A 26185-nucleotide genomic window follows, 5' to 3' on the forward strand; every position below is an offset into this window, starting at 1 on the left:
TGTACGATCGTACCTAAAGCTCCTCCTCGCCAAGCCGATATCCCGACGAAGCTCTAACAATGCCACGTCGGTCATAAACGCTTCGTAAGGACGACCCCATGCCCCCACTGCGCTCCATCCAAGCCCGCTATACCCTGTTCCTGGTGCTGTTCGTCCTGGTGTTATTTGTGTTGACCGTAGTGGGTATCGGCCAGTTAGTCGCGCCCACGTTGCGTCACACCGAAGAACAGGTGGTGCTCAACCGCATCGCCGAGGTGGCGGAACAGATCCAGGGCGAGCTAAACAAGGTTCAGTCCCAGCAACGCAGCATCACCCAGACGGTCCCGTTGCTCGACAGCGATGCCATCGACAAGGTCCTGCCTGGCCTGGTCGACCAGTATGGCGAGCTGAAAGTCTTCGGCGGCGGGATCTGGCCGTTGCCCAACCAGCGCACACCGGGGCGTAACAAGCACAGCACGTTCTGGCACCGCGATGCCTCGGGCAAACTGGCCGTCAACACCTTCTGGAACAGCGACCCTGCGCCCAACTATTACGACCAGAGCTGGTACAAAGGCGGCCTGGCCTCCCCGCGTGGGCAATGCGCTTGGGCCGCCGCCTATAAGGACGACGCCAGCCAGGAGCCGCGCACCAATTGCGCCATGGCGATCCAGCGCGACGGCGTGCCCTACGGCGTCGCCACCATCGACGTGACCCTGGGTTTCTTCAATGACCTGGTGGCCAGCAAAGAAAAAGACATCGGCGGGCAAATGCTGATCGTCGAGGGCGACGGCAAGATCATCAGCAACAGTTCGCGGATCAGTGGTCCGGTGGTGTTGAAAAACATCAGCGAACTTGCCGGAACCTCGGCGTTTGCTGCCCAAATCAGCAAGGCCCTGGTTAATCGAGACCAAGCGCTGCAACGCGGCGAATTCGACAACCAGGGCGTGGCCAGCACCTTCTATATGCGCCCGATCGCAGGCACACCGTGGTTCCTCGCCACCGCCCTGCCCACCTCTCTGATCACCGCCCAACGCGATGACGTACTCGGCACCCTGGCCCTGCTGCAAATCCCCATGGTGTTGTTGCTGGTGCTGCTCGCGGTGTATGCGATCCGCCAATTGGTGCAGCGCATGAAGTCACTCAAAGCCAATATCGACGCACTGTCTGCCGGCGATGCCGACCTGACGCGACGCATCACCATCCGTGCCGAAGACGAGTTGGGCGCGATTGGCCATTCGGTGAACCGTTTTATCGTCTACCTGCAGAACATGATCGGTGAAGTGACCCAGGCCACCGGCGCCATGTCGTCGAGCCTGGAGCAACTGCAGCGGACCTCGGCGCACACCAACCAGATCCTGGTGCGGCATGCCTCGGAGACCGATCAGACGGTCACCGCCATCACCGAAATGAGCTCCACCGCCGACACCGTTGCGCAAAACGCCGCCGAAACCGCCGCATTCACCCAGCGCGCCAATGAGCATGCCGATCGTTCCCGCGTGGTGGTGGGCGAAGCCTCCACCAGTGTCAGCGCCTTGATCGGCGAAGTGTCCAGCGCCACCCACAGCGTGGAAAACATGCGCCAGGACGCCGCACGCATCACCGAAACCCTTGGCGTAATCGGTGCGATTGCCGGCCAGACCAACCTGCTCGCCCTCAACGCGGCAATTGAAGCCGCACGCGCCGGCGAGCAAGGCCGGGGCTTTGCGGTGGTGGCCGATGAAGTGCGTGCGCTGGCGGCACGCACCCAGGCCAGCACCTCGCAGATCAACGACATGCTCACGCGCTTGACCGCTGGCGTCAGTTCCTCGGTGGCCGCCATGGAAAACACCCAGGCCAGTTGCCAGTCGGCGGCGGATGCCACGGCACGGGTAAACACCGGCCTGGATGAAATGGCCGGTTCGGTTAGCCATATCAACAACCTCAGCACCCAGATCGCCACAGCGGCCGAGCAGCAGAGCGCGGTGACCGAGGAGATCAACCGCAGCATGGTGCAGATCCGACAAATGGTCGAAGAGCTGGTACAGAGCGGCCATGCCACTGAAACCAATACCCAAAGCCTGCTGGAGGCGAATGGCCGGGTGATCGCGTTGATGGGTCGATTCAAGGTGCAGTGATAAACGGCTGAAACACTCCCGTGCAATGTGCGGGAGTGGGACTATTCTGACAGTTCCTAGTCGCAACACAGGAGGTGTGCCATGCGAGCTGCCGAGCAGTCGGTCCGTTTGGAGCGGATCAGTCAGGAACGCTTTATCCGAGCGCCTATCGAAGCCGTCTACGACTATGTGACCCAACCGGATCGCTGGCACGAATGGCATCCCACGTCCCTCAGTGCCGACACCGGCACCACCGGTTCACTGCCTGCCGGTGCACGGTTTACCGAGTTCATCGACCTGCTGGGGGTGCGTGTCCCCATGAGTTACCGCGTGCAGATCGCCCGGCGCCCTGGCGAATTCAAGACGGTGTTCACCTCCCTGGCCGTGGATGGCTCCATTCACTACTTCCTGCTGCCCCATCAGGGCGGCACGCTGTTCAAGCGGGTGCTGACCTACGAAACCGAGCTGCAACTGGCCACTTTACATGAGCGCATGATCGAGTTGTCGACCATTGCCCTGGACCAGTTGAAACATCGCCTGGAAAACCCACCCTTCGTATAATTTGGAAACATTCCCAACCGGTAGGAGCTGGCTTGCCCGCGATGACGGCGTCATGATCGCCGCCATCCCGACGGCCCTCTCCTACACGCGAGTTCCTATGAAAACCACATTGCGCTTGGCCTTATTGTCAGCCCTGTTCACCACCACCCTGGCCCAGGCTGCCGACCTGATTCCCATCGACGTGCACCGCGACGCCAACTGCGGTTGCTGCAAAAAGTGGATCAGCCACCTGGAAAGCAATGGTTTCAAGGTCAATGACCACGTCGAAGCCGACATGAGCGCCGTCAAACAACGCCTGGGCGTGGCGCCGCGCCTGGGTTCGTGCCACACCGCCGTGATTGACGGCAAGTTCGTCGAAGGCCACGTGCCCGCCGAGCAAGTGCTGGCCTTGCGTAAACGCGATGACCTGTTGGGCTTGGCCGCGCCGGGCATGCCCATGGGCTCACCGGGCATGGAAGTCGAAGGCCGCAGCGAGGCCTATCAAGTCATCGGCCTGACCCGTGCAGGCAAAGATGTGGTGGTGGCTGAATACCCGGCGCAATGATCGCCGGCTACCTGGGGCTATTTTTCGCGGCGTTTGGCGCCGCAACACTGCTGCCACTTCAATCCGAAGCCGTGCTTGTCGGTCTGCTGCTCAGCGGGCATTACAGCCTCTGGCTGCTGCTGGGCGTGGCCACATTGGGCAATGTGCTGGGCTCGGTGGTCAATTGGTGGCTCGGACGCTGGGTCGAGCATTTCAAGGGGCGACGCTGGTTTCCCGTCAGTGACAAGCAGTTGGACAAGGCTCGTAACCATTACCAGCGCTGGGGCCATTGGACGTTGTTGCTCAGTTGGATGCCGATCATCGGTGACCCGCTGACCTTGGTGGCCGGGGTGATGCGTGAGCCGTTGTGGCGATTCCTGCTGTTGGTGACTTTAGCCAAAAGCGTCCGTTATGGGGTACTCGCTGCCGTGACCTTGCACTGGGTGTTAATCCCCAGTTAATCGTCCCGCAACAGCATCCGAGCACCCTTCTCGGAGCCTTGCCAATGCCCCTGATCCGCGCTTTTTGCATCACCGGCCTGCTCGCCGTCAGCACCGCACCCGCCTTTGCCGCCAGCTACGGTCCAGAGCTGCAAGGCTTTGAATACCCCTACCCACTCAAGCATTTCGAATTCCAATCCCAGGGCAAATCCCTGCAGATGGGGTATATGGACGTGCCCGCCAAAGGACAGGCCAACGGCCGCAGCGTGGTGTTGATGCACGGCAAGAACTTCTGCGGTGCCACCTGGGAAGGTTCGATCAAGGCGTTGAGCGATGCCGGTTACCGAGTGATCGCGCCGGACCAGATTGGTTTTTGCAGCTCCAGCAAGCCCGATCATTATCAATACAGTTTCCAGCAGTTGGCGACCAACACCCATCAACTGCTGGAAAAACTCGGCATTCAAAAGGCCACCATCATCGGCCATTCCACCGGTGGCATGCTCGCCACGCGTTACGCGCTGATGTACCCCGAGCAGACCGAACAGTTGGCAATGGTCAACCCGATTGGCCTGGAAGACTGGAAGGCACTGGGCGTGCCCTCGCTCACCGTCGACCAATGGTATGCACGTGAGCTGAACGTCAGCGCCGACGGCATTCGCAAATACCAGCTCAACACCTATTACGTCGGGCGCTGGAAACCCGAGTACGAGCGTTGGGTAGACATGTACGCCGGCCTGAGCAACGGCCCAGGGCATACCCTGGTCGCATGGAACTCGGCGTTGATTTACGACATGATCTTCACCCAGCCGGTGTACTACGAGTTCAAGAACCTGCAAATGCCCACGCTGCTGCTGATCGGCACGTCCGATAACACCGCCATCGGCAAGGACATTGCGCCGCCGGCAGTCAAGGTCAAGCTCGGCGACTACGCCGTGCTGGGCAAGCAAGTGGCCAAGTTGATTCCCCATGCAACCCTGGTGGAGTTCCCGGGTCTGGGGCATGCACCGCAGATGGAGGAACCGGCCCAGTTTCATCAGGCGCTGTTGCAGGGTTTAAACGCCCTTTAATTCAACCTTTTTCGAGGCACTCGTGAATGTCGGTACAGATCGCAGTCATTGATGATTGGCAGAACGTGGCCAGTGGCGTGGTGGATTGGTCAGTGCTTGAGGCCGTGGGCCAGGTGCATTTCCTGCACGATTACCCGGCGGACACCGCCACCATGATCGAACGTCTGCGGGGCTTCGAGGTGATTTGCGTGATGCGCGAACGCTCCACTTTCGACAAGGCTCTGCTGCAAGGTTTGCCAAAGCTCAAGCTGCTGGTAACGGGCGGCATGCGCAACGCGGCCATCGACATTCCTGCGGCGAAGGCGCTGGGCATTACGGTCTGCGGCACTGACAGCTATAAACACGCCGCACCGGAATTGACCTGGGCTCTAATCATGGCGTCCACCCGCAATCTGCTGGCCGAGGCCAATTCCTTGCGCGCCGGCCACTGGCAGATTGGCCTGGGCGGCGATCTGCATGGCAAGACCCTGGGTATTCTCGGCCTGGGCAGCATTGGCCAGAAAGTCGCGCAGTTTGCCCAGGTGTTCGGCATGCGGGTGATTGCCTGGAGTGAAAACCTCACGCCGGAACGCGCGGCGGAATCGGGCGTGACCTGGGTCAGCAAGCAGGCGTTGTTTGAACAGGCGGATATTCTTACCGTTCATCTGGTGCTTAGCGACCGCAGCCGTGGGCTGGTGGACGCCGAGGCACTGGGGTGGATGAAACCCAGCGCGCACTTGGTCAACACCGCACGTGGCCCGATTGTGGATGAGTCGGCGCTGGTACAGGCATTGGAAAACGGACGCCTGGCGGGAGCCGCGCTGGATGTGTACGCCGAGGAACCGTTGCCGGCGGATCACCCGTTCCGCCGCCTGCCGAACGTACTGGCGACGCCGCACGTGGGGTATGTGAGCGAACAGAATTACCAACAGTTCTACGGCCAGATGATCGAAGACATTCAAGCGTGGGCCAAGGGAGCGCCCATTCGCGTGCTGGGCTGACGCACTCTTTCGGAGCATTCGCACTTTTTTGGCGAGCGGGCTTGTTGCGGCGAGCGGGCTTGCCCCGCGTTGGAGCGCGAAGCGCTCCCAAATAACCAATCGCGAATAAGCGGGGCCGCTACGCAGCCCAACGCGGGGCAAGCCCGCTCGCCACAGGAAGCTTGCTCGCCACAGACCCCGCGTCAACCTGACATAAGGTTACAAGTTTTTTGTCCTACAAAATTTCCGCAGAAAGCCTACAAGCTCTAGGATCTGTCCTAGACTCATGACCGATGGGTCCGTTCGAAAACAAAAACCCCGCAAAAAATCGAAACTTTCCAACTCTGCCGTAGGTCCAGTTTTAAGGTAAGGCGAGCACCCGCGGTTCACGCGAAATGCCCGTCCATCCAATCTTTTTTGGCTAACCGTGCAACTGGCATACGCCTTGCCAGTTTGTACAGTGCTTGTGCGCCTGGCCGCAGGATGTGGCCATCGGAGCTAATGGCAGCGGGCCATTAGCCGACCAACATGTGGGAGAGAACTATGATCAGTGCCGCTGTAGATATTCAGGGAGAGCGTGTCAGTCAGCCGGTAGGGGGACCTTCGTTGGTCGACCTGCCCACCACTGTGCGGCCGATCGTGAGTCAGAATCCTAATCGCAAGAAAGTCCTGTTCGTGACCTCCGAATTTGCCGATCTGGTGAAAACCGGCGGCCTGGGCGATGTGTCCGCGGCCCTGCCCCGCGCCATGGCCCACCTGCACGATGTGCGGGTGCTGATTCCCGGTTACCCGCAGGTGATGGAAAGCGATAACCCGATCCATATCATCGGCGAGCTGGGTGGCCACGCCGCGCTGCCGCCGTGCAAGATCGGGCGCATGGACCTCAAGGACGGCCTGGTCATCTATGTGTTGATCTGCCCCGAATTGTACGAGCGTGAAGGCACGCCCTACGGCGCCAATAACGGCCGCGACTGGCCGGACAACCATATCCGTTTCGCCCGCCTGGGCCTGGCTGCCGCCGACATGGCCGCCAACCTCGCGCAGATCCACTGGTGCCCGGACCTGGTGCACGCCCACGACTGGCCCGCTGGCCTGGCGCCGGCGTATATGCACTGGCGTGGGTCACGCACGCCGACGCTGTTCACCATTCATAACCTGGCCTATCAGGGCGTGATCAGTTTGGCTTCCACGCCGGAACTGGGCATTCCACCCCACGCCCTGCAGCAGGAAGGCATGGAGTTCTACGGCAAGATGTCGTACCTCAAGGCCGGCATGGCGTATTCCAGCCACATCACCACGGTGAGCGCCACCTACGCCCGGGAAATCACCACCCCGGAATTCGGCTGCGGCCTGGATGGCTTTCTTGCCAGCAAGACCCAGCAAGGCTTGCTCAGCGGCATTCCCAACGGCATTGAAGACAGCTGGGAAACCTCCACCGACCCGCACCTGACCCACAACTTCAACATCGGCGACTGGGAAGGCAAAGCGGTAAACGCCAGCCAGGTGCGCGAGCTGTTCGGCCTGAATGAATCCACCGGCCCGCTGTTCGCCGTGGTCTCGCGCCTGGTGTTCCAGAAAGGCCTGGACCTGACCGAAGCCGTCGCCAGCTTTATCGTCGAGCAAGGTGGGCAGATCGCAATCATCGGTCGCGGCGAGCCGGAAGAAGAAAACGCCATGCGTGAATTGGCGCTGCGTTTCCCCGGCCAGATCGGTGTGCGCATCGGCTTCAACGAGACCGACGCACGGCGCATGTTCGCTGGCAGTGACTTTTTGCTCATGCCGTCGCGCTACGAGCCGTGCGGCCTGAGCCAGATGTACGCCCAGCGCTTCGGCTCGCTGCCCGTCGCGCGCAATACCGGTGGCTTGGCTGACACCATCGAAAATGGCGTGACCGGCTTTCTGTTCAATGAGTCCACGGTCGACAGCTACAAAGAAGCCTTGAGCCGCGCGTTCAAGGTGTTTGCCTACCCTGGCCTGCTCAATGCCATGCGCTGCCGGGCGATGACGCAACCGTTCAACTGGAGCCAGGCGGTGGAACCCTACGCCGAGCTGTATGAGCAACTTGTGGCCAAGGCCTTGGGGAAATCCGCTAAATAATCAACGGGAGGTCTCTATAGATGCCGTTACGGACTCTGGAAACCTGGCCCCACGGCGCAATCATGCTGGACGCGCAACACACGCGTTTTGCCTTGTGGGCGCCAGACGCGTTTTATGTCAGCGTTGAATTGGAAAATGGCAAGTCCGTCGCCATGCTGCCCCAGGCAGATGGCTGGTTTGAAACCGAAATAGCGTGCCCGGCGGGCACGCGCTACCGCTTCAATATCGATGGGGAGATGGATGTTCCCGACCCTGCCTCCAGGGCACAGGCCTCGGATGTGCATGGCTGGAGCCTGGTGGTCGACCCCCTCGTTTATCAATGGCGCCACAGCCAGTGGCAGGGCCGTCCCTGGCACGAAGCCGTCATCTATGAACTGCACGTCGGCGCGATGGGTGGCTATGCCGGCGTCGAGAAGCACCTGCCGCGCCTGGCCGAGCTGGGCGTGACCGCGATTGAATTGATGCCGCTCGCGCAGTTCCCCGGCGAACGCAACTGGGGCTATGACGGTGTCCTGCCCTACGCGCCCCAAGCCTCCTACGGCACGCCCGATCAACTCAAGCACCTGATCGACAGCGCCCACGAACAGGGCCTGGCGGTGATTCTCGATGTGGTCTACAACCACTTCGGCCCCGACGGCAACTACCTCGGCCAATACGCCAAAGGCTTCTTCCAGGAAGACGTGCACACCCCATGGGGCGCCGGTATCGACTTTGACCGGCGTGAAGTGCGGGATTTCTTCCTCGATAACGCCTTGATGTGGCTGCTCGAATACCGTTTTGACGGCCTGCGCCTGGACGCGGTACACGCCATCGACAACCCGGACTTTCTGAAACAACTGGCGCACCGGGTTCGCGAGCAAGTCGACACCGGTCGACACGTCTGGCTGATGCTGGAAAACGAGCTCAATCAGGCCAGCCTCCTGCAGCACGATTTTGACGCGCAATGGAATGATGACTTTCATAACGTCCTGCACGTATTGCTGACCGGCGAAACCGACGCCTACTACAGTGACTTTGCCGAAGAGCCTACCGCCAAACTGGCGCGCTGCCTGGGCGAAGGCTTCATCTACCAGGGGCACACCACCCGGCATGGCCATGAACGCGGCGAACCCAGCGGGCACCTGCCGCCGAGCGCGTTTGTGACGTTTTTGCAGAACCATGACCAGATCGGCAACCGCGCCCTGGGCGAGCGCCTGCATCAACTCTGCTCGCCCCCGGCTTTAGAGGCGGCGACAGCCCTGCTGCTGCTCTCGCCGATGATCCCGATGATGTTCATGGGCGACGAGGTCAACGCCAGCGAACCGTTCCTGTTTTTCACTGACCATCATGGCGAACTGGCGCAAGCCGTGCGCGAAGGTCGGCGTAACGAATTCGCCGACTTTGCTGCGTTCCACGACCCTGAGCGACGTGAACGCATTCCTGACCCCAATGCCCTGGAGACCTTTCAGCAATCGTCCCCGGCCTTTGCAGACCATCCGCATGCCCAGCTCTACCGCCAACTACTGAACCTGCGCCACCAGCATATCGTGCCGCACTTGCCCGGCAGCCTTGCCTTGGGCGCGCAGGTGCTGGCGGAAGGTGCCGTGAGCGCCCGCTGGCACCTGGGCAACGGCAGCCTGTTGCAGATCGATCTCAACCTGAGTGCCGCGCCGCTGGATTACCCGGCGACCGGCGCCGTCCTTTTCGAAACGCCTGCCAACCTCGGCGCCCAGCTGCCGGCGTACAGCGCACGCGTTACCCTATCCCCTGTTGGAGAGCACCCTTGAGCGAAGCGAACCTGGAAATCCTCGCCAGCCGAGCGGGCCTGGCCGTCGATTGGATCGACGCAAACGGCCGCCCGCAACGTGTGAAACCCGACGCCCTGCGCGCCGTTCTCAAAGGCCTGGGCCACCCGGCCGACAGCGATGCCGAGATCGACGCCAGCCTGCTCGAACTGGAACAGGCACAACACGACAAACACCTGCCACCCTTGATGACCATCGACAGCGGCGAAGGCCTGGACCTGGCCCGTTACTTTGAGCCGGACACCCTGTGCCGGGTCAGCCTGGAAGATGGCGAAACCCTCGACTTGCGCCTGGATGGCGACGCCGTATTACCCGGCGTCATCGCCCTCGGTTACCACCAGGTGCATATCGCCGAGCAGACCTTCACTTTGGCCGTCGCCCCCACCCACTGCTACAGCGTGGCCGAGGCCGTCGACAGCCGCCCCGCTCGCGCCTGGGGCCTCAGCGCGCAACTGTATAGCCTGCGCCGCCTGGGTGATGGCGGCTTTGGCGACACCCTGGCCCTGGAACACTTGGCCCGTTCGGCCGCCGAGCGCGGTGCCGACGCCCTGGCCATCAGCCCGATGCACGCCATGTTCAGCGCCGACACCGAGCGCTACAGCCCGTATTCGCCGTCGAGTCGTTTGTTCCTCAACAGCTTGTACGCCTCGCCCGGTTGCATTCTAGGGGAGCGCGAGGTGCGCAACGCCATCGAAGCCCTCGGCCTGACTGACGAGCTGCACGATCTGGAACAACACAGCCTGATCGACTGGCCGAGAGCCGCCAAGGCCAAGCAGCGTCTAATGCGGGCGCTGTATGAGGACTTCCGCCACGGCCAGCATCCACAACACGCCGACTTCCTGAGTTTCCGCCAAGCCGGTGGTGAAGCGCTGGAAAATCACTGCCGCTTCGAAGCCGTGCAGGCCGTGCGCGCCGCCAAGGGGGAAGACCTCAACTGGCGCCACTGGCCAGAAGACTGGCGCAACCCGCAGAGCCCGACACTCGCAGCATTTGCCGCAGAAAACCCGGATGAGATCGGCTACTTCGCCTTTAGCCAATGGCTGATCGCCCGTTGCCTGGAACGCGCGCAACAAGCGGCCCGTGGCAGCGGCATGGGCGTCGGCTTGATTGCCGACCTGGCCGTGGGCGCTGACGGCGGTGGCAGCCAAGCATGGAGCCGTCAGGACGAGCTGCTCGCGGACCTGACCGTGGGCGCGCCACCCGACATTCTCAATCGCGCAGGTCAGGGCTGGGGCATCTCCGCGTTCTCGCCTGAAGGCCTCAAGCGCAACGGCTTCCGTGCCTTTATCGAAATGCTGCGCGCGAACTTCGCCCATGCCGGTGGCCTGCGTATCGACCATGTGATGGGCCTGCAACGCCTGTGGGTGATCCCCATGGACGCTTCGCCGCGTGAAGGCGCCTACCTGTATTACCCGGTGGAAGATCTGTTGCGCCTGCTGGCCCTGGAATCCCATCGCCACCACGCCATCGTGCTCGGTGAAGACCTGGGCACGGTGCCGGACGGCCTGCGCGAAAAACTCATCGCTCGCTCGATCCTCGGCATGCGCGTGTTGCTGTTCGAGCAAAACCACGAGGGCCAATTCAAGCCGATCCTCGACTGGCCGGACAATGCCCTGGCCACCACCAGCACCCACGACTTGCCGACGCTCAACGGCTGGTGGCACAGCCGCGATATCGAGTGGAACATCCAGCTCGGCCTGATCGACGCGCCCACCGCGGAGCAATGGAGCGAACACCGCCTGCGCGAACGCCAGGCACTGCGCCAGGCCTTGAGCCAGGACCCGCAGAACTTCGTTGAAGAAATCCGCAATGAAACCGACCACATGATCGACGCCAGCGTGCGCTACCTCGGCCATACCCGTGCGCCGTTGGTGCTGTTGCCGTTGGAAGATGCGCTCGGCGTCGAGGAGCAGGCCAACCTGCCCGGTACCACCGACACCCACCCCAATTGGCGCCGCCGCTTTGTGGGGGAGGCCTCCAGCCTGCTCGACAATGCCGGTGCCGCCCGCCGCCTCGAACTGTTGGCCGTCGCGCGCAACCAAGCCTATGAGCGTGACCGATGAACGCACTGCCCCTGCGCGCGACCCAGCGCCTGCAATTCCATAAAGGTTTTACCCTGGATGACGCGGTGCCGCTGGTGCCCTACTTCGCCCGCCTCGGCATCAGCCACCTATACGCTTCGCCGCTGCTCAGCGCCCGCGCCGGGTCCATGCACGGCTACGACGTGGTCGACCCCACCCGCGTCAACCCGGAACTGGGGGGCGAAGCTGCCTTGCGCCGCCTGGTTGCCGCCTTGCGTGAACACGGGATGGGCCTGATCCTGGATATCGTCTCCAACCATATGGCCGTCGGTGGTGCGGATAACCCTTGGTGGCTGGACCTGCTGGAATGGGGGCGCATGAGCCCCTACAGCGAGTTCTTCGATATCCAGTGGCATTCACCCGACCCCTTGCTCAAAGGCCAGTTGCTGATGCCGTTCCTCGGCAGCGATTACGGCGAAGCCTTGCAGAGCGGCAGCGTGAGCCTGAAGTTCGATGCCACCCATGGAGCGTTCTATGTTGAGCATTACGAGCATCGCTTTCCGATCTGCCCACGGGACTACGCGACGATCCTGGGCAGCGATGAATTACTCAAGCCATTGTCCGACCGTTTCAGCGCCCTGGCCTATCAGGACGACGCTTACCATGAAGCCGCCTGGCTCAAACAGGCCCTGGCCGAACGGGCCACTGAGGACGAAGTGCGCCAGGCCATCGACGCACAACTGGCGAGCTTCGACTTCGACCGCCTGCACCAACTGCTTGAACAACAGGCTTACCGCCTCGCCAGCTGGCGCACCGCCGCGGACGATATCAACTGGCGGCGCTTCTTCGATGTCAATGAACTGGGCGGCCTACGCGTAGAACGCACGGCGGTGTTCGAGGCCACCCATGGCAAGATTTTCGAACTGATCAGCGAAGGCTTGGTGGATGGCCTGCGTATCGACCATATCGACGGCCTGGCCGACCCGCGCGGGTATTGCCGCAAGCTGCGGCGCCGGGTGGATTCGTTGTCACCGCAGCGGCATCTGCCGATCTTCGTGGAAAAAATCCTCGGCGAAGGCGAAACCCTGCGCGAAGACTGGCAAGTGGACGGCACCACCGGCTACGAATTCATGAACCAGCTGTCGCTGCTGCAACATCACCCCGACGGCTTTGAGCCATTGGCCCAATTGTGGACCCGTCACAGCGAACGGCCTTCGGCGTTCATCGAGGAGGCGCGGCTGGCACGTCAGCAAATCCTTAACGGTTCCCTCGGCGGCGACTTTGAAAGTGTGGCCCAAGCCCTGCTGCAAGTAGCCCGCGACGATGTGATGACCCGCGACCTGACCCTAGGCGCCATCCGCCGCGCCTTGCAGGAGCTGATCGTGCACTTCCCGGTGTACCGCACCTACATCAGCGCACGTGGCCGCAGCGACGCCGACGACCAGGTGTTCCAACACGCCATGGACGGCGCGCGCACCACCTTGGGCGAAGGCGACTGGCCCGTACTCGATCACCTGGAAAAATGGCTGGGCGGCCAGCCCTGGCGCAATCGCCCGGTGGGCCGCGAACGCAAGATCCTCAAGCACGCTTGCGTGCGTTTCCAGCAACTGACCTCCCCCGCTGCCGCCAAGGCCGTGGAAGACACTGCGTTCTATCGCTCGGCGGTATTGCTGTCGCGCAATGACGTGGGCTTCAGCACCGAACAGTTCAGCGCGCCATTGGCCGACTTCCATGCCGTCAACCAGCAGCGCTTGCAGACCTTCCCCGACAACCTGCTGGCCACCGCCACCCATGACCACAAGCGCGGCGAGGACACCCGCGCGCGCCTGGCGGTGTTGAGTGAATGCGCGCCGTGGTTTGTTGAGCAGGTGGAACACTGGCGCACCCTGGCCGCCCCGTTACGGACCGACACTGCGCCCTCACCGGGTGATGAATTGATCCTCTATCAAGTCTTGCTCGGCAGTTGGCCGCTGGATCAGGGCACCGACTTTGACGGCTACCAGCAGCGCCTGTGGCAGTGGCAACAAAAGGCCCTGCGCGAAGCCAAGTTGCAGAGCAGCTGGAGCGCGCCCAACGAAGCCTATGAACAAGGTGTCGAAGCATTCCTTTCACGGCTATTGCTCAGTGAAGAAGGCCACGCACTACGCACCGCCATTGGCAATGCCGCTCAGGCGATTGCCCCGGCCGGCGCGCTGAATGGCCTGGCGCAATCCTTGCTTCGCATGACCGTACCGGGTGTACCGGACTTGTACCAGGGCGATGAGTTCTGGGACTTCAGCCTGGTCGACCCGGACAACCGCCGCCCGGTGGATTACAGCGCACGGCAACAGGCGCTGGCGACCCCACCGGACATCGGCGAACTGTTGTTCAACTGGCGCGACGGGCGTATCAAACAGGCGTTGATTGCCCAGGTGCTGGCCTTGCGCAAGGCCCAGCCTGACCTGTTCCGCAGCGGCACCTACACGCCGCTGGAAGTGGTCGGCGCACACGCCGAACGGGTGGTCGCATTCAGCCGCGAACATCACGGTAAACGCTTGCTGATGGTGGTGCCACGCTGGCCCCATTACCTGCTTGAAAACGGTGTGCATCCCCAGATCAACGCGCAGGTTTGGGGCGATACACGGGTGAAATTACCGTTCGCCGCCACAACGCAAAACTGGAAGGGACTTTTTCATACAGGCGCAGTCACACCAGACAAGGAGCTGTTGGTTAGCGCTGCCCTGGGGGATTTCCCGGTCAATGTCTTTATCAATCCTGATGATCAAGAAAGCTGAAAATTTTCTGTGAGGAGCATTGTGATGAGTACTGAAGACAAACGCATACGCGAACTGGCGCATCAGATCTGGGAGTCCGAGGGCAAACCCCATGGTGAAGATGCACGCCACTGGGAGATGGCGCGCAAACTGGCAGAAGCCGAAGCGCTGACGCCGAGCAAGCCCAAGGCAGCCGCCAAGCCCAAGGCCAGCGCCCCCAAGCCGCCGGCGAAAGCCAAACCCGCGGCACCTGCGGCCAGCAAGCCGGCGCCACCGGCCGCTAAAAAACCACCGGCGCCCAAAAAGCCCAAGCCTTGACCCCTCGCCTCTTGTCGGCGCTGTCGGCAAGAGGTGATTTCACCTTCCAGACTCTCAGCTGAAATTTCGTCAGCACGGCCGCGTTCGGCCCGAAAAAAGACCCTTGCAGGAGCAACTCAATGAGCAAACCCGATAAAACCCCTTCGACGCCGGGCAGCGAGCCGTCGCGGATTCGTGAAGGTTTGCCCTTCCCCCTCGGCGCCACCTGGGACGGCCTGGGTGTCAACTTTGCCTTGTTCTCGGCCAACGCGACCAAGGTCGAACTGTGCCTGTTCGATGATTCCGGCGAAGTCGAGCTGGAGCGCATCGAACTGCCCGAATACACCGACGAAACCTTCCATGGCTACCTGCCCGACGCCCATCCAGGGCTGATTTACGGCTATCGCGTATACGGTGCGTATGACCCCGCCAACGGCCACCGTTTCAACCACAACAAATTGCTGATCGACCCCTACGCCAAGCAATTGGTGGGCGAGCTGAAATGGTCCGAGGCGTTGTTCGGCTACACCATCGGCCACCCGGACGACGACCTCAGTTTCGATGAACGCGACAGCGCACCCTTCGTGCCCAAATGCAAAGTCATTGACCCGGCACACACCTGGGGCAACGACCAGCCGGTGCGCGTGCCGTGGGATCGCACCATCATCTACGAGACCCATCTGCGCGGCATCAGCATGCGCCACCCTTCCGTGGGCGAATCCGTGCGCGGCACCTGCGCCGGCTTGATGGAAGACGACGTGCTCAAGCACATCCGCCAGTTGGGCGTGTCGTCGGTCGAGCTGCTGCCCGTGCATGCCTTCGTCAATGACCAGCACTTGCTGCAAAAAGGCATGACCAACTATTGGGGCTACAACAGCATCGCGTTTTTCGCCCCCGACCCGCGCTACCTGGCCAGCGGCAAGATCGCCGAGTTCAAGGAGATGGTCGCGCACCTGCATGAGCAGAAGCTCGAGGTGATCCTCGACGTGGTCTACAACCACACTGCCGAAGGCAACGAGCGCGGCCCGACCCTGTCCATGCGTGGTATCGACAACGCTTCCTACTATCGGCTGATGCCGGATGACAAGCGTTTCTACATCAACGATTCCGGCACCGGCAACACCCTGGACTTGAGCCATCCGTGCGTATTGCAGATGGTCACCGACTCCCTGCGTTACTGGGCCAATGAGATGCACGTCGACGGGTTCCGCTTCGACTTGGCAACCATTCTTGGCCGTTACCGCGATGGTTTCGACGAGCGCCACAGCTTCCTCGTTGCCTGCCGCCAGGACCCGGTATTGCGCCAGCTCAAACTGATCGCCGAACCCTGGGACTGCGGCCCCGGCGGCTATCAGGTGGGCAACTTCCCACCGGGCTGGGTCGAATGGAACGACCGCTTCCGCGACACCGTGCGGGCCTTCTGGAAAGGCGATGACGGCCAACTGGCGGACTTTGCCGGGCGCATGACCGCCTCCGGCGAGATGTTCAACCATCGTGGCCGCCGTCCTTACAGTTCGGTGAACTTCATCACCGCCCACGACGGTTTCACCCTGCACGATCTGGTGTCCTACAACGACAAGCACAACGAGGCCAACGACGAAAACAACCAGGACGGCAGCAATAACAACCTGTCCTGGAACCATGGCGTCGAAGGGCCGACCGACGACCCGGAAATCAACGCGCTGCGCCTGCGTCAGATGCGCAACTTCTTCGCCACTTTGCTGTTGGCCCAAGGTACGCCGATGATCGTGGCCGGTGATGAGTTCGCCCGCACCCAGCACGGCAACAACAACGCCTATTGCCAGGACAGCGAGATCGGCTGGGTCAACTGGGACCTGGATGATGACGGCAAAGCCCTGCTCAAGTTTGTGAAACGCTTGATCAAATTGCGCCTGGCCTACCCGATCCTGCGTCGTGGCCGCTTCCTGGTAGGCGACTACAACGAAGACATTGGCGTGAAGGACGTCACCTGGCTCGCGCCGGATGGCAATGAGATGACCACCGAACAGTGGCAAGACAGTCATGGCCGCTGCCTGGGCATGTTGATGGATGGCCGCGCCCAGGAAACCGGGATTCGTCGTGCCGGCGCCGATGCGACGTTGTTGCTGGTGGTCAATGCCCACCACGACATGGTCAATTTCCGCCTGCCGCCGGTGCCCGAGGGCGAGTTCTGGACTTGCATGCTCGACACCAACTCCCCGGCAGTCCGTGGCCAGGAACGCTTTGATTTCGATCATGAGTACGCGGTGACTGGCCGCTCGCTGCTGCTGTTCGAATTGCAGCGTGAAGACGAGGTGTGAAATGGCACTGCATGGATTCCTTCAAGGCTACCGGGGCTATGCGGACACGCAAGCCCTGGGCGCGGCCCTGAAGGCGCTTCAGGAGGAAGGCCTGGACCAACTGCCCTTGCCGGGCAGCGGTCAGACATTGGCGCGGTTCAGCCGCTTGGCACAGGTGGCAGGCCATGACCTGCGCCTGTGCAAGTTGTTCGAAGGCCACACCGACGCCTTGGCGATCATCGCCGAACTCAACAGTCCGTTGCCGCCCTTGGGCAGCATTTGGGGCATGTGGGCGGCGGAGCCACCCACCGCCAAGGTACGCGTCTTCAACGACGGCCAGCGTTTGAAGGTGCAAGGGCGTAAAGCCTGGTGTTCCGGTGCGGCGGTGGTCAGCCATGGCTTGCTGACGGCCTGGGACGAAGAAGACCGCCAGCAACTGGTGGCAGTGCCTATGGATCAACCGGGCGTCGTCGTCACGGACGAAGGCTGGAACGCCGTGGGCATGGCCGCCACCGGCAGTGTGGAAATCGTGTTTGACCAGGCCTGGGGGCTGGCCGTGGGCGGACCCGGTGATTACCTGGCTCGGCCCGGATTCTGGCAAGGCGGCATTGGCATTGCTGCCTGCTGGTATGGCGCGGCGCAACGCCTGGCGGAAGTCTTGCGTGAGCAGTGCAGCAAACGCCCCGAACCCCACGCCCTCGCCCACCTCGGCGCAGTCGACAGCGCACTCAACAGCGCCGCCTGTGTACTGCGCGCCAGCGCGGAACAGGTCGATCGAGAACCCAGGGCCAATGCCAGGGAGTTGGCGCAACAGACTCGGGCGTGCATCGAAGACACCGTCGAACAGGTGATGCGCCACGTGGGTCGGGCCGTCGGTGCGGGGCCCTATTGCAAGGATCCGCATTTCGCCCAGTTGATGGCGGACTTGCCGGTGTATATGCGCCAGAGTCACGCCGAACGCGACTTGGCCGGCCTTGGCGAGTTGGTCGCCGGCGAACCCACAGGGAGGTGGCAGTTATGAAACCCAATCCAATCGTTGGCCAAGGCACGCCGCTGCATCGCTGGCAGGCGTCGCCGAAGATGGCCGAGCTGCCGCCGATCAGCGTTGAGCAGTTGGTGCCCGAAGGCTATCGGGCGGTGATCGTCGCCCCCCATCCGGATGATGAAGTGTTGGGGTGTGGTGGCTTGATGCAGGGGCTCGCGGCACTCGGCCGGGCCATCCAGCTGATTTCAGTCACCGATGGCAGCGCCAGTCATCCGGGCTCGCGGCGTTGGCCGGTTGAGCGTTTGAGTGTGGTGCGCCCGCAGGAATCGGCCCAGGCCCTGCATCGTCTTGGCTTGCCGCTGCACAGCCTGAAATGGCTGCGGGCCGGGTTTGCCGACAGTCAGGTGGCGGCGCGGGAAGATGAACTCGCGGCGTTCATCCAGCGTTACCTCAAACCCACCGACGTGGTGTTTACCACTTGGCGCGAAGATGGGCATTGCGACCACGAAGCCGTCGGTCGTGCCAGCGCCAAGGCAGCCTCGGCTGTAGGCGCAACCCTGTACGAACTGCCGGTATGGACCTGGCACTGGGCAACGCCCGAAGACAACCAAGTGCCCTGGCATCGCGCCCGCAAGATCCCATTGACCTGTGAAGCGGTCGCCCGCAAACGCCACGCCATCCATGCCTTCGCCAGCCAGTTGGAGGGCGACCCGCAGATCGGCCTGGCGCCGGTACTGGCACCCTACGTGGTGGAGCGCCTGCTGCAGCCCTTCGAAGTGGTATTCGTATGAGCGTAGCTACGCCGTATTTCGACCAATTGTTCGCCGAAAATGATGACCCCTGGGCCTTTCGCCAACGCTGGTACGAACGCCGTAAACGCGCGTTGACCCTGGCCCTACTCACACGACCACGTTATGCCTCGGCGTTCGAGCCCGGATGCGCCAATGGCGAGCTGAGCTTCGAACTGGCGCCCCGCTGTGACCGCCTGCTGTGCTGCGACACGGCTTCGGCCGCCGTAGCCTTGGCGCGCAGTCGTTTGCAGGGCTTTCCCCAGGCTCAGGTGCAGCAAAGCCGCTTGCCCGAACAGTGGCCCACGGGCCGGTTCGAGCTAATTGTATTGAGCGAGCTGTGTTACTACCTCGATGCCGACGACCTGTGCCGGTTGATCGAACGCGTGCGCACCTCGTTGACCGACGACGGCCAGGTGCTGGCCTGCCATTGGCGCCCGCCTATCGAAGGTTGCCCGCAAACGGCCGAGCAGGTGCATGCCCTGCTTCAGGAGCGGCTGGATATGCCTCGCGTGACCAGCCACCACGAACACGACTTCCTGCTCGACCTGTGGAGCCGCGACGGCACTTCGGTCGCCACCCTTGAGGGCCTGCGATGATCGGCATTCTGATCCCGGTACACAACGAAGAGGCCCTGCTGGGCGACTGCCTGAGAGCGGCACTGATCGCGGCCAGTCATCCGGGTTTATTCGGCGAAGCCGTGACTGTCTTGGTGGTACTCGACAGTTGCAGCGATGCAAGTGCCGCCATTGCCCAGGCCTATCCCGTGCAATGGCTTGAAGCCCAGGCACGCAATGTCGGGCATGTTCGAGGCGTGGGTGCGCGGCATCTGCTCAACCAGGGCGCCCGCTGGATTTCGTGCACCGATGCCGACAGCCGCGTGGCGCCTGATTGGCTGGTGGCCCAGTTGGCACTGGGGGCCGACGCAGTATGCGGCACCGTCACCGTGGACGCCTGGAGCGAAGGCTTCGACCCGGCTGCGCAGATTCGCTACAACCAGGGTTACGAGGCGCGAGACGGCCATCGACACATCCATGGTGCCAACTTGGGCGTGAGCGCAGGCGCTTATGTGCGCGCGGGTGGTTTCGAGCCCCTGGCGTGCCATGAGGATGTGCAACTGGTGCGTAACCTGGAGCTGTGCGGCGCCTCCATCGCCTGGAGCCACAGCCCGCAAGTGATCACCAGTGCGCGCCTGGATGCTCGCGCACAGGGCGGTTTCGGCGATTACTTGAAGAGCTTGATGCACGCCACTTGAAAAAAACGACGTTGCCGAATGTAAAACCGACCAATCCTTGTCTATGCTGATGACGCCTTGCTGGCGTTCCAGGGTTGGGGCGTCATGCAGCCACTGCGGCGGAGCCTGTGGTGGATAAAAGAGTGTCGTCCCGTCAACGGGCCACGACCCAGCATCAATCGACAAGGATGTGACACCCCATGAAGCTTGCTTCCTTAAGCGACGGCCGTAGCGGCCCTGCGCAAATCTGGAACAGCGCCCCGCAGCTGGCGCAAATTCCCCCGATCACCTCGTCCTCACTGGTGCCGCCTGGCGCACGCGTGGTCATCATCGCGCCCCACCCCGGCGACGAAGTGCTGGCCTGCGGGGGCCTGCTGCAACTGCTCAGTACCTTGGAGCATCCCCTGCAACTCATCTCCATCACGGATGGCAGCGCCAGTCACCCAGGGTCCAACGTCTGGCCGGCCAGCCGCCTGAGCGTGGTGCGGCCCCAGGAAAGCGTCGAGGCCATGCGCCGCCTGGGCATGCCCCTGCACAGTTTGAAGTGGATCCGCGGTGGGTTCTGTGACGACGCCCTCGCCAGCCGCGAGCCGCAACTGAGCCAATTCATTGCACGCTACTTGCTACCGGGCGATGTGGTGTTCAGCACGTGGCGTAACGACGGCAATGACGATCACGACACTGTTGGCCGTGCCAGCGCCAATGCCTGCTGCCTGGTGGGCGCGCAACTGTATGAGCTACCTATCTGGGCCTGGCACTGGCCTGCCCGCGAAGGCGCGATCATCCCCTGGCAACGGGCACGCAAGGTGCGGCTGGACACCTGGACCGTGGCGCGCAAGCTTCACGCCGCCCATGCCTATGCCAGCCAATTGGCCGGCGACCCGGCCATCGGTCTGGCGCCCATGCTGGCCCAGGTGCTGCTGGAGAGAATGCGCGAACCCTATGAGATCGTGCTGTCGTAGTGCCCAACTCGTCCATACCTGTCAGTTCTCACAGTAGCGGCTCGGGGAATGTGTGGCTAAAGTGAAAAAGCGCTGCACCGGTTCAGGTGCAGTCGAGAAAGCCATGCCAACCCTTTGCATTGGCCGGTGTTTTCAGAAACAGGTAACCCGCTGTCCCTGATCCGTATCGCGCGTCACGTTGTCATGGTCTGGCCCGCACCGGCTTTTGCAGGTGCCGGGGCAACGCTCCCCTCGAACGAGGACGGATCATGCGCGCACAGACACTTGCCTGGATTTATCTTTTCGCCCTGACGGCGTGGCCGCTTGCCTCTTATGGAGCCTGCACCGTAAACATTACCGCCGGCAACGACACCTCCACCTGCACTAGCGCAACGGCGCCAGGCTTTACCGACACGGGCGGCAGTAACACGCTCGACATCACCGCGACGGGGCGGATTTCGGGCAACGTGACCTTTGGTGCCGGCAATGATCTTGTGGACGTGAACGGGCCCAGCGCGGGGATCGATGGCAACCTCGACCAAGGCGACGGCGCCAATATCTTCAGGCTCAACCTCGGAAGTATTACCGGCTCGGTGACACAAGGCGCGGGCACGGACGTTGTGCAGATATCGGGGGGGCAGGCCGGGGCGGTGCGCCAAGGCGTCGGCATCGACAACTTCTCCATGAGCGGCGGCACCCTCTTGCTGCTGGAGCAAGGCGACGGCCTGGACGATTTCTTCATGAGCGGCGGTACGATCACCGGGGCATTCGAAGACGGAGACCGCGCCAAGATGACCGGCGGCAGCATTGGCCGCGTCGATATGAAACTCGATAACAACGTCTTTGATATGTCGGGCGGGCGCATCATCGGCAACCTGGTGACGGGGTTTGGCAACGACACCATCCTGATCTCGGGCACAGCGTTCGTGGGTGGCAATATCAGTGTCAGCGGCGGCGATGATCACGTGACCGTGTCGGGTGGCGAAGTCAATGGGCAGATTCTGCTCAGTTTTGGCGACGACAGCTTCATCTGGACGGGCGGCAACCTGCATTCGTCCGTGCTGATGGGCGCGGGTGACGATACGGCATTGCTGAAAAACCTGGTCAATTCGCAACTGGCGGCAGCACAACTGATCGATGGCGGCCTGGGTAACGATACGCTGACCCTGGACAACACTCAGGCGGGTAATCCGAGCCTGCTTCCAAATTGGGAAACCCTGCAGCTGGACAACGGTTCACAGCTGACATTGGGCGGCACCTTGACCCTGGGTGACAGCGGTACAGGCACGGGTGTGCTGAATGTGGATGGCACCAGTGAACTGCTAGTGGGCACGGGGCTGATCACCTCATTCACCGCCGGACAACGGGTCGACGTCAACAACAGCGGTGTCATCAACATGACCACAGGCAGTTCAAGCACCAACGACACCCTGATCATCAATGGCAACTACACCGGTAACGCAGGTGTGCTCGCACTGCAAACAGCACTAGGCAATGACAGTTCTGCCAGCGACAGACTGATCGTCAACCAGGGCGTAATCAGCGGCACGACAGCCATCCAAATCACTAACCTGGGAGGCATCGGCGCCGCCACGACTGCGGACGGTATCAGAGTGGTCGACGCACAAAATGGGGCAACCAGCGCCAGCACTGCGTTTTCATTGAACGGGACAGCGGCGGCAGGCCCTTACAACTATTACCTGTATCACGGCGGGGTCAGTGCAGGCACCCAGGACAGTTGGTTCCTGCGCTCGGAAGCCCCCGTGGAAGCGCCGGTTACCCCGCTGCCCGCGCCGGGCAGTCCGCCGCTGCCAACCGCAACGATCCGGCCAGTGCCCTTCATTCGCCAGGAAGTCTCACTCGCTGCAACGGTCTACCCGGCGGCCCAGCACCTGGTACGCAATGCACTCGGGACGTTTCACGAGCGCTTGGGTGAACAAGGCCGGCAGCGAGAAACGGGGGCATTCCCGACGGGTTGGGCACGGGTCTACGGCGGCAGTAGCCGTCAGGCGTTTGCCGGGGATTTAAACACCTCGCTGGATAGCTCGATCAATGGCTATCAAGTCGGCACGTCCCTTGTATCAAGGACCACCGAGGCCGGAGCTACCCAGCATCTGGGCGTTTTGGCAGGGCAGAGCCGACTCAGGGGCAAGGTCAAAGGGCTCATCGATGGCCAGCCTGACCGGGAAGCCGGCGACACCACCTTACGCGGCGCCAGCCTGGGGCTGTCCGCGACCCACATCTGGCAGAACAATGCCTATGCGGACGTGGTCTTGATGGGCACCCGGCTCAGTGGCAACAACGAGTCGGACCGAGGCATAAAGATGAAGACCCAGGGCCACGATCTGGCGCTGTCGGTAGAGGTCGGTAAACCGTTTGCGATCACCCCGACCTGGAACATCGAACCTCAGTTACAAATGATCTGGAACCGCACCCGGCTCGATAGCCAGAGGGACCTGTTCTCCAAGGTGTCCTATGACACGGATTCACAGCTCACCGCCCGTGTGGGCGTGCGCGCCAGTGGCAACTACCTCGTTCACAACCTGCCCGTCAGCCCCTACGTTCGGGCAAACGTCTGGCATAGCCCGCAAGGCAAAAGCACGGTGACCTTCAACACCGTGGATTTTGCTACCGAACAAAAATCCACCACGTTGGATCTCAGCCTTGGCGCAACCGCCGCGATTGCACCCGGCGTTGACCTCTACGCAGAAGTGAGCCACAGCCAGAACCTCGATAGCCTTGACCTTAGCGGCACACGGGGCACGCTCGGGTTGAGGGTGGATTTCTAGGCCGGGGTTTGTATCGCAGTGTGTACAGGGCCCGTCGCGATACACCGTCTTTAACTCAACGCACTTCCTGAAACAGGCCAGATACAGCGCAGCGTTCAACTGGGCTCCAGGCACACATCCAGCCACAGGAGGCTCGCCATGCACGCTCAGTTGAATCGCCGCTTCAAACGCCACGCCCTTTCCCTGGTCTTTGCCCTGCTGCCGCTGGGCGCAATAAGCGTGGCCCACGCTGAAATGCCCGAAGCGCCCACTCGGGCCGTCGCCAGCAGCCAAACTGCCTTCGGCGCACTCAAGCACGTCAAGGCCGGTCTGCTGGACGTGGCCTACGCTGAAGTCGGCCCGGCCACGGGACCGGCGGTGATCCTGCTGCACGGCTGGCCCTATGACATCGACAGCTACGCCCAGGTCGCCCCACTGCTGGCAGCCAAGGGTTATCGCGTATTGATCCCCTACGCCCGGGGTTACGGCGACACCCATTTCCTTTCGGATAAAACCCTGCGCAACGGCCAACCGGCGGCACTGGCCAGTGACGTGATCGACTTCATGGACGCGCTGAAGATCAAGCAAGCCGTACTGGGCGGCTACGACTGGGGCGCACGTTCGGCGGACATCGTTTCGGCGTTGTGGCCGGAGCGGGTCAAGGCGCTGGTGTCGGTCAGCGGTTACCTGATCGGCAACCAGGCGGCGGGCAAGAATCCTTTGCCGCCCAAGGCCGAACTGCAATGGTGGTATCAGTTCTACTTCGCCACCGAGCGCGGTGCCGCCGGTTACCAGAAAAACACCCATGACTTCGCCAAGCTGATCTGGCAACTGGCGTCGCCGCAATGGAAGTTCGACGATGCCACCTTTGACCGCAGCGCCAAGGGCCTGGAGAACCCGGACCACGTCGCGATCACCGTGTTCAATTACCGCTGGCGCCTGGGCCTGGTCCAGGGTGAAACACAGTACGACCCACTGGAGCAGAAACTCGCCCAGGCACCGTCAATTGGCGTGCCGACCATCACCCTCGAAGGCGACGCCAACGGCGCGCCGCACCCGCAGCCTGAAGATTACGCCAAACGTTTTACCGGTAAATATGAGTTCCGTCTGATCAATGGCGACGTGGGCCACAACCTGCCCCAGGAAGCGCCCGAGGCGTTTGCCAAGGCGGTCATTGATGCGGATCACTTGTGACCGAGTGCAGCGTCTTCATCCAATGGCCGCCCTTGAAGCGTGAAAATGGGTAGGCAATCCCCAGCCAGATAAACCAGGCCGGCATCACGCACAGCGCCAAGCGTGTATCCGGCCGCAACGCCAGCAGACCCAGCACAAACGCGAGGAAACCCAGGGAAAACCAGGCCATCGTCACGCCACCGGGCATCTTGTAGGTGGACTTGGCATGCAGATCCGGACGTTTCTTGCGGTAGGCGATGTAGGACGCCAGGATTGTCGACCAGGTGAAAATCACCAGGATCGCCGATACCGTCGACACGATGGTGAAGGCGGTCATCACCTCCGGCACCACAAACAGCAACACTAGCCCCAGCAGCATCAGCAGCGTCGTAAACGCCAGGCTGATAAACGGCACGCTGCTCTTCGACAAGCGCCGAAAAATTCCCGGTGCATCCCCCAGGTCAGCCAGGCCGAACAACATACGGCTGGCGGAAAACACCCCGCTGTTGGCCGACGACGCCGCCGAGGTCAGCACCACGAAATTGACAATGCCCGCCGCCGCCGGAAAACCCGCCACCAGGAACAACTCAACGAACGGGCTTTTGCTCGGCGAGACTTGCTGCCATGAGGTCACCGCGATGATGCACGCCAGGGCCAGCACGTAAAACAGGATGATACGCAGCGGAATCGAATTGATCGCCTTGGGCAGCGTCTTCTCCGGCGCGCGGGTTTCGGCGGCAGCGGTGCCGATCAACTCGGTACCGGCAAAAGAAAAAATCGCCATCTGGAACCCGGCGAAGAAACCGAACAAACCATTGGGGAACGCGGCCTGTTTGTCCAATAAATGGGTCAGCGACGCAGTGACTCCCGTGGGCGAGACAAACGAACTGGCAATCAGCACCACACTCACACCGATCAAGGTCAGCACGGCAATGAGCTTGATGATCGCGAACCAGAATTCCACTTCGCCAAACAACTTGACCGTCAGCACATTCAACGCGAACAGCGTGAGCAGCATGCCCACTGCCGGCATCCAGGCTGGCACATGGGGAAACCAGTACTGGAAGAAGCCACCGACCACCACCGCATCCCCCACCACCGCCACGCTCCAGCTCAACCAATATGACCAGCCGAGAAAGAACGCCGCACGCGGCCCCAGGTAGGCGCCGGCAAAGTCGGCGAAGCTTTTGAAGTTCAGGTTGGACAGCAGCAGTTCGCCCATGGCGCGCATCACGAAATACACGAACAGCCCGATGATCATGTAGATCAGGATGATCGAAGTGCCGGACAGCGCAATGATCTTGCCGGAGCCCATGAACAGGCCGGTGCCGATTGCACCGCCCATGGCCATCAATTGGATATGGCGGTTGCTCAGGGTGCGTTGCAACGCAGGCTTTTCATAAAGCCCGGACGTGGTTGTTTTCATCACAAAACCTCTTGTTA

Annotated in this window: 20 protein-coding genes; 19 read left to right on the top strand and 1 reads right to left on the bottom strand. The window is 61.9% G+C overall.

Going from position 1 to position 26185, the window contains the following annotated elements; genetic code table 11:
- Positions 1-98: 98 nt before the first annotated feature.
- The 19 genes from AYR47_RS23290 (at position 99) to AYR47_RS23380 (ending at position 24763) form a co-directional block, all read left to right on the top strand.
- Positions 99-2093, top strand: a complete 1995-nt coding sequence (locus tag AYR47_RS23290) for a methyl-accepting chemotaxis protein (protein WP_033903031.1) — start codon at positions 99-101, stop codon at positions 2091-2093.
- A gap of 81 nt (positions 2094-2174) precedes the next feature.
- Positions 2175-2633: an SRPBCC family protein gene (locus AYR47_RS23295; RefSeq protein WP_033903032.1), complete on the top strand. Its 459-nt coding sequence runs from the start codon at positions 2175-2177 to the stop codon at positions 2631-2633.
- 97 nt (positions 2634-2730) lie between these two features.
- Positions 2731-3177: a DUF411 domain-containing protein gene (locus tag AYR47_RS23300; RefSeq protein WP_061437093.1), complete on the top strand. Its 447-nt coding sequence runs from the start codon at positions 2731-2733 to the stop codon at positions 3175-3177.
- Positions 3174-3617 (top strand): YqaA family protein, encoded by a 444-nt coding sequence (locus tag AYR47_RS23305; RefSeq protein ID WP_061437094.1) that lies wholly within the window; start codon positions 3174-3176, stop codon positions 3615-3617. Before AYR47_RS23300 ends, AYR47_RS23305 begins: the two co-directional genes overlap by 4 nt.
- Before the next feature lie 44 nt (positions 3618-3661).
- The gene (locus tag AYR47_RS23310; RefSeq protein WP_061437096.1) at positions 3662-4663 is read left to right on the top strand and encodes an alpha/beta fold hydrolase; all 1002 of its coding nucleotides are present in this window, start codon (positions 3662-3664) and stop codon (positions 4661-4663) included.
- Between the two features lie 26 nt (positions 4664-4689).
- Positions 4690-5643: a D-2-hydroxyacid dehydrogenase family protein gene (locus AYR47_RS23315; protein WP_033901999.1), complete on the top strand. Its 954-nt coding sequence runs from the start codon at positions 4690-4692 to the stop codon at positions 5641-5643.
- Between the two features lie 522 nt (positions 5644-6165).
- Positions 6166-7719, top strand: a complete 1554-nt coding sequence (glgA, locus tag AYR47_RS23320; protein WP_082781530.1) for a glycogen synthase GlgA — start codon at positions 6166-6168, stop codon at positions 7717-7719.
- Between the two features lie 20 nt (positions 7720-7739).
- A complete protein-coding gene (gene treZ / locus AYR47_RS23325) occupies positions 7740-9485 on the top strand; it encodes a malto-oligosyltrehalose trehalohydrolase (RefSeq protein ID WP_033896519.1) in 1746 nt (581 codons plus the stop codon).
- Positions 9482-11566 (top strand): 4-alpha-glucanotransferase, encoded by a 2085-nt coding sequence (gene malQ / locus AYR47_RS23330; protein ID WP_061437109.1) that lies wholly within the window; start codon positions 9482-9484, stop codon positions 11564-11566. Before treZ ends, malQ begins: the two co-directional genes overlap by 4 nt.
- A complete protein-coding gene (locus AYR47_RS23335; protein WP_061437111.1) occupies positions 11563-14298 on the top strand; it encodes a malto-oligosyltrehalose synthase in 2736 nt (911 codons plus the stop codon). Before malQ ends, AYR47_RS23335 begins: the two co-directional genes overlap by 4 nt.
- Before the next feature lie 24 nt (positions 14299-14322).
- Positions 14323-14595 carry a DUF2934 domain-containing protein gene (locus AYR47_RS23340; RefSeq protein ID WP_033896523.1) on the top strand — a complete coding sequence of 91 codons (273 nt, stop codon included), beginning with the start codon at positions 14323-14325 and terminating at the stop codon, positions 14593-14595.
- A gap of 119 nt (positions 14596-14714) precedes the next feature.
- Positions 14715-16874 carry a glycogen debranching protein GlgX gene (gene glgX / locus AYR47_RS23345; RefSeq protein ID WP_061437113.1) on the top strand — a complete coding sequence of 720 codons (2160 nt, stop codon included), beginning with the start codon at positions 14715-14717 and terminating at the stop codon, positions 16872-16874.
- 1 nt (position 16875) lies between these two features.
- Positions 16876-17874, top strand: coding sequence for an acyl-CoA dehydrogenase (locus tag AYR47_RS23350; protein WP_033896525.1), 999 nt, complete (start codon positions 16876-16878; stop codon positions 17872-17874).
- On the top strand, positions 17871-18629 hold the full coding sequence (locus AYR47_RS23355) for a PIG-L deacetylase family protein (protein ID WP_061437115.1): 759 nt from the start codon (positions 17871-17873) through the stop codon (positions 18627-18629). The genes AYR47_RS23350 and AYR47_RS23355 overlap by 4 nt, the downstream gene beginning before the upstream one ends.
- Positions 18626-19225: an SAM-dependent methyltransferase gene (locus AYR47_RS23360; RefSeq protein WP_061437117.1), complete on the top strand. Its 600-nt coding sequence runs from the start codon at positions 18626-18628 to the stop codon at positions 19223-19225. Before AYR47_RS23355 ends, AYR47_RS23360 begins: the two co-directional genes overlap by 4 nt.
- A complete protein-coding gene (locus AYR47_RS23365) occupies positions 19222-19881 on the top strand; it encodes a glycosyltransferase (RefSeq protein ID WP_033896529.1) in 660 nt (219 codons plus the stop codon). The genes AYR47_RS23360 and AYR47_RS23365 overlap by 4 nt, the downstream gene beginning before the upstream one ends.
- A 179-nt stretch (positions 19882-20060) precedes the next feature.
- A complete protein-coding gene (locus AYR47_RS23370; RefSeq protein WP_033896531.1) occupies positions 20061-20822 on the top strand; it encodes a PIG-L deacetylase family protein in 762 nt (253 codons plus the stop codon).
- A gap of 248 nt (positions 20823-21070) precedes the next feature.
- The gene (locus AYR47_RS23375) at positions 21071-23590 is read left to right on the top strand and encodes an autotransporter family protein (protein WP_061437119.1); all 2520 of its coding nucleotides are present in this window, start codon (positions 21071-21073) and stop codon (positions 23588-23590) included.
- Between the two features lie 138 nt (positions 23591-23728).
- The gene (locus AYR47_RS23380) at positions 23729-24763 is read left to right on the top strand and encodes an alpha/beta fold hydrolase (RefSeq protein WP_061437121.1); all 1035 of its coding nucleotides are present in this window, start codon (positions 23729-23731) and stop codon (positions 24761-24763) included.
- Here AYR47_RS23380 and AYR47_RS23385 read toward each other — a convergent pair.
- A complete protein-coding gene (locus AYR47_RS23385) occupies positions 24741-26168 on the bottom strand; it encodes an amino acid permease (RefSeq protein ID WP_061437123.1) in 1428 nt (475 codons plus the stop codon). The genes AYR47_RS23380 and AYR47_RS23385 overlap by 23 nt on opposite strands.
- Between the last annotated feature and the right edge of the window lie 17 nt (positions 26169-26185).

It is taken from the genome of Pseudomonas azotoformans, from assembly GCF_001579805.1.
Lineage (GTDB): Bacteria > Pseudomonadota > Gammaproteobacteria > Pseudomonadales > Pseudomonadaceae > Aquipseudomonas > Aquipseudomonas azotoformans_A.

Bases quoted from the DNA above. Each gene is read 5' to 3' on its own strand.
- AYR47_RS23290 (WP_033903031.1), top strand. From the start codon at position 99: ATGCCCCCACTGCGCTCCATCCAAGCCCGCTATACCCTGTTCCTGGTG.
- treZ (WP_033896519.1), top strand. From the start codon at position 7,740: ATGCCGTTACGGACTCTGGAAACCTGGCCCCACGGCGCAATCATGCTG.
- AYR47_RS23385 (WP_061437123.1), bottom strand. From the start codon at position 26,168: ATGAAAACAACCACGTCCGGGCTTTATGAAAAGCCTGCGTTGCAACGC.
- AYR47_RS23375 (WP_061437119.1), top strand. From the start codon at position 21,071: ATGCGCGCACAGACACTTGCCTGGATTTATCTTTTCGCCCTGACGGCG.
- AYR47_RS23380 (WP_061437121.1), top strand. From the start codon at position 23,729: ATGCACGCTCAGTTGAATCGCCGCTTCAAACGCCACGCCCTTTCCCTG.
- AYR47_RS23370 (WP_033896531.1), top strand. From the start codon at position 20,061: ATGAAGCTTGCTTCCTTAAGCGACGGCCGTAGCGGCCCTGCGCAAATC.
- glgA (WP_082781530.1), top strand. From the start codon at position 6,166: ATGATCAGTGCCGCTGTAGATATTCAGGGAGAGCGTGTCAGTCAGCCG.
- AYR47_RS23365 (WP_033896529.1), top strand. From the start codon at position 19,222: ATGATCGGCATTCTGATCCCGGTACACAACGAAGAGGCCCTGCTGGGC.
- AYR47_RS23310 (WP_061437096.1), top strand. From the start codon at position 3,662: ATGCCCCTGATCCGCGCTTTTTGCATCACCGGCCTGCTCGCCGTCAGC.
- AYR47_RS23350 (WP_033896525.1), top strand. From the start codon at position 16,876: ATGGCACTGCATGGATTCCTTCAAGGCTACCGGGGCTATGCGGACACG.
- AYR47_RS23305 (WP_061437094.1), top strand. From the start codon at position 3,174: ATGATCGCCGGCTACCTGGGGCTATTTTTCGCGGCGTTTGGCGCCGCA.
- AYR47_RS23360 (WP_061437117.1), top strand. From the start codon at position 18,626: ATGAGCGTAGCTACGCCGTATTTCGACCAATTGTTCGCCGAAAATGAT.
- AYR47_RS23295 (WP_033903032.1), top strand. From the start codon at position 2,175: ATGCGAGCTGCCGAGCAGTCGGTCCGTTTGGAGCGGATCAGTCAGGAA.
- AYR47_RS23315 (WP_033901999.1), top strand. From the start codon at position 4,690: ATGTCGGTACAGATCGCAGTCATTGATGATTGGCAGAACGTGGCCAGT.
- AYR47_RS23300 (WP_061437093.1), top strand. From the start codon at position 2,731: ATGAAAACCACATTGCGCTTGGCCTTATTGTCAGCCCTGTTCACCACC.
- AYR47_RS23355 (WP_061437115.1), top strand. From the start codon at position 17,871: ATGAAACCCAATCCAATCGTTGGCCAAGGCACGCCGCTGCATCGCTGG.
- AYR47_RS23335 (WP_061437111.1), top strand. From the start codon at position 11,563: ATGAACGCACTGCCCCTGCGCGCGACCCAGCGCCTGCAATTCCATAAA.
- AYR47_RS23340 (WP_033896523.1), top strand. From the start codon at position 14,323: ATGAGTACTGAAGACAAACGCATACGCGAACTGGCGCATCAGATCTGG.
- glgX (WP_061437113.1), top strand. From the start codon at position 14,715: ATGAGCAAACCCGATAAAACCCCTTCGACGCCGGGCAGCGAGCCGTCG.